Genomic DNA, 9,815 nt, shown 5'->3' on the forward strand with positions numbered 1-9,815 from the left:
TTCATTTTTGCGGTAAACCGTCACAGCCAACCTTTCCATATTGTGCGAACCACTGCGTAGAAGCATACCAAGTACAGCAACCACGCAAAACACGCCGCAATACGCGTCGCCGTATCATGGCAACACCGGTTAAATAACAAATTTTTCTTTTTTAATTACGATTGCAAGCGAGCTTTATTCATATTAAGCTCGCTTTTGTCGTTATGGGGAAAATAAATATAAGAGGAAATAAAATGAAGACATTGTTTAAATCACTGTTGCTTGTCGTCAATGTAATTGCATTCATCGCAGTGCCGGTTAAAGCTCAGGAATATAATCCTGCAAGTTTTTCTTCGCGTGATGGGTTTGTTCCGGTTGTTGGCAAAAACGGTATGGTAACCGTGCGTGAAACGATCGCTGCTGAAATTGGTGCGGAAATTCTTGAAAAAGGCGGTAACGCGGTTGATGCTGCTGCGGCGGTTGGTTTTGCGCTTGCGGTTACGTATCCACAAGCCGGTAATATTGGCGGTGGTGGATTTATGGTTGTACATATTGCCGACAAAAATGAAACGGTTGCCATTGATTACCGTGAAATGTCCGCAGGAACAGCCAGTCACGACCTTTATGTTGTTGATGATAAAGTTGATAATAAGCTTGCAAAATATCACCGTAAATCATCAGGCGTTCCCGGAACCGTTATGGGTATGGCGCTAGCAATTGAGAAATACGGAACACTTAGTTTAAATGATGTTCTTGAGCCAGCCTATAAACTCGCGAAAGATGGTTTTCCTGTTTATACACAGCTTGAAGCATCACTCATTCGCAGTAAAGAGCGTCTTGGTGCGGATCCAGCTGCTTCAAAGGTTTTTTATAAAGCGGACGGTAGTAATTATAAAACAGGTGAAATCCTCGTTCAGGAAGACTTAGGATGGTCCATTAAACAGATTATGGATAATGGCGTTGATGCTTTTTATAAAGGTGAGATCGCTGAACGAATTTCTGCCGATATGGCGGCGAACGATGGTATTTTAACCATGGATGATTTCGCGGCTTATAAAGTTTATGAACGTGAGCCGGTTTGGGGTTCATATAAAGGATATGATATTGCGACAATGCCACCTCCATCATCAGGAGGAATGCATATGGTTCAAATGATGAATATGCTTGAAAATGACGATCTTAAATCAATGGGTCATAATTCAGCTGCGACACTTCATCTATATATCGAAAGTATGCGTCAGGCTTATGCTGATCGCTCACTTTATGCGGGTGATCCTGCGTTCTTTAATATTCCGGTCGATAAATTAATTGATAAAGAATATGCAAAAGAAATTCGTGCCCGTATTCCTATGGATCGTGCCCGCGACAGCTCGGAAGTGGCACCGACCAAAAACCTTGCTTATGAAAGCCCAGAAACAACCCATTATTCCGTTATGGATAAATGGGGTAATGCGGTAAGTAATACATATACGCTGAACTTCGGTTTTGGTAATGGTATCATGGCAGAAAACACAGGAATATTACTTAATAATGAACTTGATGATTTTGATCATGAACCCTATAAGCCGGACGCAAATGGTAACATTAGTGGTAAAGCAAACGCACAAGAACCGCACAAGCGTCCTCGTTCATCAATGACACCGACTATTGTGTTTAAAGATGGTAAACCATTCCTAGTAACCGGATCACCGGGCGGTGGCACAATCATTAACACCGTTTTCCAAACGGTCATGAACGTGATTGAATTTGATATGAATGTGGCAGCAGCAAGCAGTAAGCCACGTATCAATCATCAATGGATGCCTGACATGACCACTATCGAAGCTGGTGTTAGTCAGGATACCCTTAATATCCTTGAAGGAATGGGGCATAAATTCAATGCTGGCCGCCGTACACTCGGTAGCACGAACAGTATCGTATACCGCGATGGTTGGTTTTATGGTGCTCATGATCCGCGCAGTATGAATGCGGCGACCATTGGGATTGAATAAGATTACTTGATATAATTAATTAAAGGCGGGTCATTCGATCCGCCTTTTTTGTTGGTTCATATATGAATATTCGTTAGAGTGATATTTCATTTTATTTTCAAGGCTGACACTATGATTAAAAATATAATTACCGCTATTTCAATTTTTGTATTTGTGACAAGTTTTTCCGTTGCACAAGAAAAGCCCTTACCAGATTATGATGCTGTCGATGGATTTGTACCGATAATCGGATCAAAAGGAATGGTGAGTAGTCGACGTAAAATTGCGACAAAAGTTGGCGCTGATATATTAGAGCAAGGCGGCAACGCCATTGACGCGGCAGCGGCCGTTGCTTTCGCGCTTGCGGTTGTCCATCCCGAAGCCGGAAACATTGGCGGCGGCGGGTTTATGGTTTTACATAAAGCGGATCAAAACCTCACTACAACAATTGATTACCGTGAATATGCTGCCGATCGTGCGACACATGATATGTATGTTGTTGATGGTAAAATTGATCATTTCCTTTCATTTCAAAGCCGAAAATCAGTTGGGGTGCCGGGTACGGTGTCTGGCATGGCGATGGCCGTTGAAAAATACGGTACAATGTCATTAGCGGATGTAATTAAACCGGCATATGACCTTGCAAAAAATGGATTTAAGGTTGGGCGCCATTTGGAGCGTACATTTGAAACCCACAAGGAAAAATTGACTGCAGCACCAGAAACAAGAGCCGCTTTTTTCAAGCCGGACGGAAGTAATTATTATTTTGGCGATACGCTTATTCAAAGTGATCTTGCGCAATCATTAAAAATGATCATGGATGACGGTGTTGATGCTTTTTATAAAGGGGAGATCGCCCGTAAGATTGTAGCGGATCAAGAAAAGTATGACGGTATTATCACCATGAAAGATATGGCGGATTATCAGCCAGTTGAAAGAGAACCGGTTCGCGGAACATATAAGGGATATGAAATTGCCGCCATGCCACCCCCATCATCTGGTGGCGTTCACGTGATGCAAATGTTAAATATGCTTGAAAATGATGATATCAAATCAAAAGGGCATAATAGTGCCGCAACCCTTCATTTATATATTGAAGCAATGCGTCAGGCCTATGCGGACCGTAGTCTTTATACAGGTGATCCTGCCTTTTTTGACGTGCCGGTTGATAAATTAACGGACAAAACATACGCCCAAGAAACCCGTGCGCGTATTCCAATGGACCGTGCAAGAAAATCATCTGAACTTGCACCGACAAAAGGGCTCCAGTCAGAAAGTCCGCAAACAACACATTTTTCAGTAATGGATAAATGGGGCAATGCCGTCAGTAACACTTATACAGTTAACTATGGTTTCTATGAGGGCATGATGGCAGGGGGAACTGGAATTGTGCTTAATAATGAAATGGATGATTTTGATCACTTACCCTATGAGCCCGATGTTAACGGAAATATAAGCGGTAAAGCAAATGCGCAGGAGCCACGTAAACGCCCAAGATCATCAATGACACCGACCATAGTTTTAAAGGATGGCGTGCCGTTTTTATTAACCGGAAGCCCGGGGTCATCAACCATCATTAATACGGTTTTTCAAACGATTATGAATGTGATTGAATTTGATATGAATATAGCTGCCGCCAGCAGCAAACCAAGAATAAATCACCAATGGATGCCGGATATTGTCGAGGTGGAAAGTAGCCTTAATAAAGATACGATGAATATACTTAAAGATATGGGGCATAATCTGGTTTATCGCGCCGACAGTAATACATATGGGTTCATGACTTTAGGGGAAACCGCAAGCATTGTTTATAAGGATGGTTTCTTTTTTGGCGCACATGACCCCCGTAATATGGATGCGGGTACGATCGGACTTGAATAATTTTCGGAATATTTCCTGATCTAACGGACTAAAACTCTGCAAAATCGGATCAATACCGGAAACGGTAGCAGTACGCCTTTTTCTTTTGCAGAATCATTTTTAATGGTTAGAGTGTTTTCATTGAACACATTGAGAGAGAAATAATGAAATCAAAAATTTTAGTTTTAGTAACGTTTTTCGCAGGTTTTGTCGTCAGTCCTGCATTAGCGCAAATGGGTGATGGTGGTGCTGCAAACACACCGCGTCTTAACACTACGGACCGTTTTGTTCCTGTAATTGGACGTAACGGTATGGTTACATCACGCGAGAAAATGGCTTCACAGGTTGGGGCAGATATTCTTAAAGCAGGCGGTAATGCCGTTGATGCAGGTGTGGCCGTTGGTTTTGCCCTTGCAGTAACTTACCCACAAGCCGGAAATATTGGTGGCGGCGGATTTATGGTGATCCACCTCGCAGAAGAAAATAAATCAATTGCAATTGATTACCGTGAAATGGCACCAAGCAGAGCGCACCGTGACATGTATCTTAACGAAGATGGATCTGTTGATAATGACCGTTCTAAATATGGTGCCCTAGCGGCAGGCGTGCCAGGCACCGTTGCAGGAATGGTTCATGCACTTGAAAATTACGGTACAATGAGCCTTGCTGAAGTTATCAAGCCAGCATATGACCTCGCGAATGATGGTTTTCCAATGTATAACTATCTGCAAAGCTCACTTAATGGCCGTAAAGAACGTTTGATGGAAAACGAAGCGGCCGCAAAAGTTTTCTATAAAGCAGATGGTTCATCGTATGATTATGGCGAAGTTCTAAAACAAAAGGATCTTGCTTGGTCATTAAAGCAGATCATGGATGGCGGTAAAGACGCTTTTTATAAAGGCGAAATTGCAAAACGTATTGTTGCAGATCAAAAAGCACATGGTGGTTTAATTATGATGGACGATATGGCCGCTTATGTTGCCAAAGAACGTCCTGCTATTGTTGGCGAATATAAAGGCCATAAAGTGGTTACAATGCCACCACCTTCATCAGGTGGTGTTCATCTTGTCCAAATTATGAATATGCTTGAAAATGATAACTTAAAAGAAAAAGGTCATAACAGTGCAGCGACACTTCATCTTTATATTGAAGCGATGCGTCAAGCTTATGCGGACCGTAGTAAATATTTAGGTGATCCTGATTTTTCTGATGTTCCTGTTGCGGAATTAACAAGTAAAGAATATGCGGCACTAACACGTGCACAAATTCCAACTGATAAATCACGTCGTTCAACCGATGTTGCACCAGCGCTAAACTTAATTGCTGAAAGCCCTGATACAACTCATTATTCCGTAATGGATAAGCATGGAAATGCGGTTAGTAACACATATACGCTGAACTTTAGTTACGGCAATCACATGATGGCTGAAGGAACAGGTATCATGATGAACAATGAAATGGATGATTTCTCTGCGAAGCCAGGTACACCAAATGGTTACGGCCTAATCGGTGGTGAAGCAAACAGCGTTCAACCAAAGAAGCGTCCATTATCATCAATGACACCGACTATTGTCCTAAAAGATGACAAACCGTTTTTCGTAACCGGTAGCCCGGGTGGTAGTACGATTATTACTGTTGTGCTTCAAAGCGTATTCAACGTTCTTGAGTTCGATATGAATGCGATGCATGCGCTTGCTGCGCCGCGTATCCATCATCAATGGTTACCTGATGCGGTTATGGTTGAAGAAGGTGTGAGCAAAGATACAACTGATATTCTTAAGAATATGGGGCATGTATTAGCGCCAATGCGTTTCACACTTGGTTCACTAAGCACAATTATGTATCGTGATGGTATATTTTATGGCGCGTCTGATATCCGTAGTATGGATTCTGGTGCTGTAGGCGTAGATTAAATCATTAAATATAATATAGAAAAAGGCGGCTTAATTAAAGCCGCCTTTTTTATTTTATATTCTCGAAGATCATAAATGCTAAAGCATTGAGAATAATAACACTTAATCCACCTATCCAGAAAACTGGCTGCGATAAGATATATTCTGGTCCCAGTCTTAATGAAGTAAATATCACCCCCAGATGGATAATAAGAACTATAATTCTAAAAACTGAAATGAAGTCTCTCTTTAAAAAATTTCCCCGCCAAAAAATAATAAATGCTACAAATTGAATTGGTAAGTATAATTTTATTATTTACCAATAATTTAAAAATTCGGTCACCTGATTCCAATAAAACTTTATATTCACTTCTGAAGTAAAATAAAAATAACCAAATATATAAAAGCCTATTAGAAGCCCTAAGACATCAGCTAATGTATAAAGTAACCAAAATTTTATTGATCGAATACTAAAATAATCTTTCAACATATTATTTGCCCCAATTTCATTTCATAAGCAGTATACGTATTAAATAATTACTAGATAAGGTTTATTTTAACAGCTTACAATTTTCTCCATGCCTTTACCTGCAAAGCTATTGATGCGCCAGCCTTGTTCGACTTTTTCCATGATATAGACGGTACCGTTCATTCTGATGATGCTGTCATCATCGGCACGGCGGGTGTTATAGCCGCTAACGAATGCCGTTCTTGGTGATAGAACGTAAATATTTTGAATGGTAAATTCTGAGCGGTCATATTCGGGGTTATTCTTTTTAATTTCAGCAAATGAATCGAAATAATTTTTATTTGATGCTTCAGGTGTCATGAAAATTCGGTCTGTACCTAAGATTTTCCATGGAATAGTATGTGTTTCCGTAGGAAACTTATCCATCTGATTTGCGGAGAAATATTTATAATAGCGATTAACGATTAATGTCACTTCTTCTTTGATCTGGATTTCTTGAGAAGGGGGGACAAAACTCGGGTCGAATTGCTGTGAAGATACACTGGTACTCATCACGCAAAGCGCGACTATTGTTGTAAGTAAAGTTTTCATTTATTCCTCCTGTTGAGTTTTAGACTTAAAGAAACTGTTTAAGGGCTTCTCTGTAATATCGGCTTGCTTGTAATTCTGATCCGTTTTTAAGCGTGATAAGATATTTACCACCCGCATTAGAGGCCAGTTTTTCAATCATATTAATATTAACGATGGTTGATCTATGGATACGTTTAAAGATATCAGGTTCTAACCGCTTTTCCATATTTTTCATAGTTTCGCGTAAAATATGAGTTTTGCCGGATGTATGAAGGCACATGTAATCACCAGCAGCATCAATCCATTCAATGGTTGAGACATCAACCAAAGTGATTTCACCGCGGTCTTTGATGTTAAAATGGCTTTCGAACTGTTTCTTTGAGGCAATATCGTCTAACGTTAATATTTCAGACAATTCGATTTCAGGGGGCGTGTCTAATGATCTTATTAAATCAATAAGACGCGCATTTTGTTCAATGGCTATATGTTCTGAAATTTGTTCACGGACTTTAATAATTGCTTGTTCTAGGCGTTCTTCTTCAATAGGTTTAAGCAGATAATCCGATGCATGCGCATCAAATGCTTGTATGGCATATTTATCAAATGCTGTTGCGAATATAATAATTGGTAATTCTTCATTAGCGAGCGCTTTTACAACATCAAAGCCGTTCATTCCTGGCATTTGAATATCCAGAAATACGAGATCTGGTTTTTCCGCACGAATTTTTTTAACGGCTTCCCGCCCATTGGATGATGTGCCAACAATTTCAATATCCTCAAAAGGCTTTAGTCGAATATTTAAACCTTGTAAGGCGAGGGGTTCATCATCAACCAAAAGGGTGCGAATTTTTTTCATTTTATTCCGTTTCGTTTTCTTTTAATTCAAAGGGGATATCAATTGATATTTTTACGCCGCCTTCTTCGCGGTTTTTAATGTCAATATTATGATCACTTGGATATAATTCTTTCAACCTATTTTTTGTATTTGCGAGGCCAACACCGCTCGAATTTTCATCATAGATCGGTTTTTCGCCAGTCTCATTTAAACCTGGGCCATTATCGCACATGGTAATAGATAATCGATTATCGTTTTTTTCAACATTCAAAGATATTGTTCCGCCATTTTCCATTGGTGCAATGGCATATTTAATTGCATTTTCTATTAAAGGCTGCAGTAATAGACTTGGGATTAAAGCATGATTGGCTTCTTCGGTTACATTAAAATCCGTTTTCAATCTGTCTTGAAAACGTACTTTTTCAATATCAAGATAAAGCCATAAGGCATAGACCTCTTCTTCAATGGTAATTTTTTGCTGTGGCTGATTTACTAGGCTAAACCTTAAAAAGGCACTTAATTTTGTGAGCATGCCGTTTGCTTCTTTGGTTTGTTCACCAAGCACCAATGTTGATATGGCATTTAAAGTATTGAATAAGAAATGCGGGTTTAACTGATATCTTAGCATTTGCAGTTGCGATTGGTGGGCTTGGGCAACAGCTTGCAGGGTCATTTCTTTTTGTTCAAGAAGCAAAAAATGATAATTTATGATGAAATATGCACCGGTCCATATAAGAAGCACAAAAACGTCATAAAGCGTTCTACCGGCGAATTCATTTACTTGTAAGTCAATGAAATAAATCTGCACGACGATCCATATATCAATGACGCTCAAAATGATTGCGGAGATCACTATGCACGTGATTACAGAAAGAACCATGGTAGAAGCGGGGAGATTACTTTGCCTAAGTTTGCGATAAATAAGCCGCAAGATGACGGTAATGATAAAACCGCTGATGACAGAAGCGGCGACGATAATTTGAAAATTTATATCGTCGCCGAGTGCGAAAGAGTTTAATGCGCGAGTGGCCCCAAAAGCGAGCCACCCGGCAATTTGTAGTTTCCAAAATAAGCTTTCTTTTTGCTTATATTGTTTTTCAATAAAGTTTTCCAATGGACCTCTTTATTTGACGTTTGATACAATATGAACGTCTTGTTGTGGGTAAGGGAAACTAATTTTTTTATCATCAAAGCGATGTTTGATTTCTTTTGTAAGCGCCGCTTTAAGTGGCCAGTAATTACCACTGGCAGTCCAGGCACGCACTACAATATCAACTGAGCTAGCACCTAATTCACCTACAAAGATTGACGTTGCTGGATCTTTAAGAACGCGATCATCTGCATCACATACTGATCCGATTTCAGCGATTGCTTTATCAATATCATCATCATACCCAATACCAATGACGAGATCGACACGACGGTTTTCGTTAGATGAAAAGTTTTTAATTGATGAGCCCCAAATTTGGCTATTTGGAATAATGATTTGTACATTATCACCAGTTGCCATTTCAGTGACAAACAATCCGATATGCTTTACGGAACCGGCATGACCGGCAGCATCGACAAATTGTCCGATTTTGAAAGGACGGAATATTAGTAGCATCACACCCGCTGCAACGTTGCTGAGTGTGCCTTGCAACGCAAGGCCAATAGCTAAGGAAGCGGCACCGAGGATGGCGATTAAGCTTGCTGTTTCGACACCGAAACGGTCAAGTACAGCAAGGATCGTGAAAATAATGACGACATATCGCGCGAGACTTGAGAAGAATGCGCCAAGCGTGTCATCGATCTTTGCGCTCTTTTTGCACATTTTGATGACCATGCGTTTCACCCATCCGGCAGCCTTCATACCGATGATGAGAATCAGTACTGCAAAGACGATGTTTAATCCATATTGTGTGCCATATTCTACAATCATGTCAGTGTATTCTGTTAGGTCTTGTTCCATATTACCCTATTAATTGTAGTTATTGTGTTGTTGTGTTTGTTTAAAACTACGCATTATCCCTTTGAAGTGCAATAAAATTTTAACCATAAATTTTCAGACATCACAAAAACGTGACACAGAATTTATGTGCAGTTCTTAGAAACATGATTAAGATTTCCCGTGTGAAGGGCAAGAACTCTAAAATTAAACAAACAAAGGAAATAAAAATGAGTAAGAAAATTAACAAAGCAGGTTTGGCGATGGCCGTTGCAGCGGCAAGTATGTTTACAGCTGCCACTTCAACATTACC

The 9,815-nt window shown here is 40.1% G+C and carries 7 protein-coding genes; 3 read left to right on the forward strand and 4 right to left on the reverse strand.

What is annotated here, in order from left to right:
* The first annotated feature begins 233 nt into the window (after positions 1-233).
* From ggt (ACTF6W_RS05545) to ggt (ACTF6W_RS05555), 3 genes are all read left to right on the forward strand, one after another.
* On the forward strand, positions 234-1,970 hold the full coding sequence (gene ggt / locus ACTF6W_RS05545; RefSeq protein ID WP_438993553.1) for a gamma-glutamyltransferase: 1,737 nt from the start codon (positions 234-236) through the stop codon (positions 1,968-1,970).
* Between the two features lie 111 nt (positions 1,971-2,081).
* Complete coding sequence (gene ggt, locus ACTF6W_RS05550) at positions 2,082-3,830, forward strand: gamma-glutamyltransferase (RefSeq protein ID WP_438993554.1); 1,749 nt, start codon at positions 2,082-2,084, stop codon at positions 3,828-3,830.
* A 143-nt stretch (positions 3,831-3,973) separates the two neighbouring features.
* Positions 3,974-5,722: a gamma-glutamyltransferase gene (gene ggt / locus ACTF6W_RS05555; RefSeq protein WP_438993555.1), complete on the forward strand. Its 1,749-nt coding sequence runs from the start codon at positions 3,974-3,976 to the stop codon at positions 5,720-5,722.
* A gap of 535 nt (positions 5,723-6,257) precedes the next feature.
* On the opposite strand, the gene ACTF6W_RS05560 is transcribed toward ggt (ACTF6W_RS05555), so the two are convergent.
* Genes ACTF6W_RS05560 through ACTF6W_RS05575 form a run of 4 tightly spaced genes read right to left on the reverse strand, consistent with a single transcriptional unit; the run spans position 6,258 to position 9,526 of the window.
* Positions 6,258-6,761, reverse strand: a complete 504-nt coding sequence (locus ACTF6W_RS05560; RefSeq protein ID WP_438993556.1) for a hypothetical protein — start codon at positions 6,759-6,761, stop codon at positions 6,258-6,260.
* Between the two features lie 25 nt (positions 6,762-6,786).
* A complete protein-coding gene (locus tag ACTF6W_RS05565; protein WP_438993557.1) occupies positions 6,787-7,596 on the reverse strand; it encodes a LytR/AlgR family response regulator transcription factor in 810 nt (269 codons plus the stop codon).
* Between the two features lies 1 nt (position 7,597).
* Entirely contained in the window at positions 7,598-8,689 is a 1,092-nt protein-coding gene (locus ACTF6W_RS05570) for a sensor histidine kinase (RefSeq protein WP_438993558.1), read from the reverse strand.
* Positions 8,690-8,698: 9 nt separating this feature from the next.
* A complete protein-coding gene (locus ACTF6W_RS05575) occupies positions 8,699-9,526 on the reverse strand; it encodes a mechanosensitive ion channel family protein (protein WP_438993559.1) in 828 nt (275 codons plus the stop codon).
* Between the last annotated feature and the right edge of the window lie 289 nt (positions 9,527-9,815).

It is taken from the genome of Pseudemcibacter sp. (genome assembly GCF_965661635.1).
GTDB lineage: Bacteria > Pseudomonadota > Alphaproteobacteria > Sphingomonadales > Emcibacteraceae > Pseudemcibacter.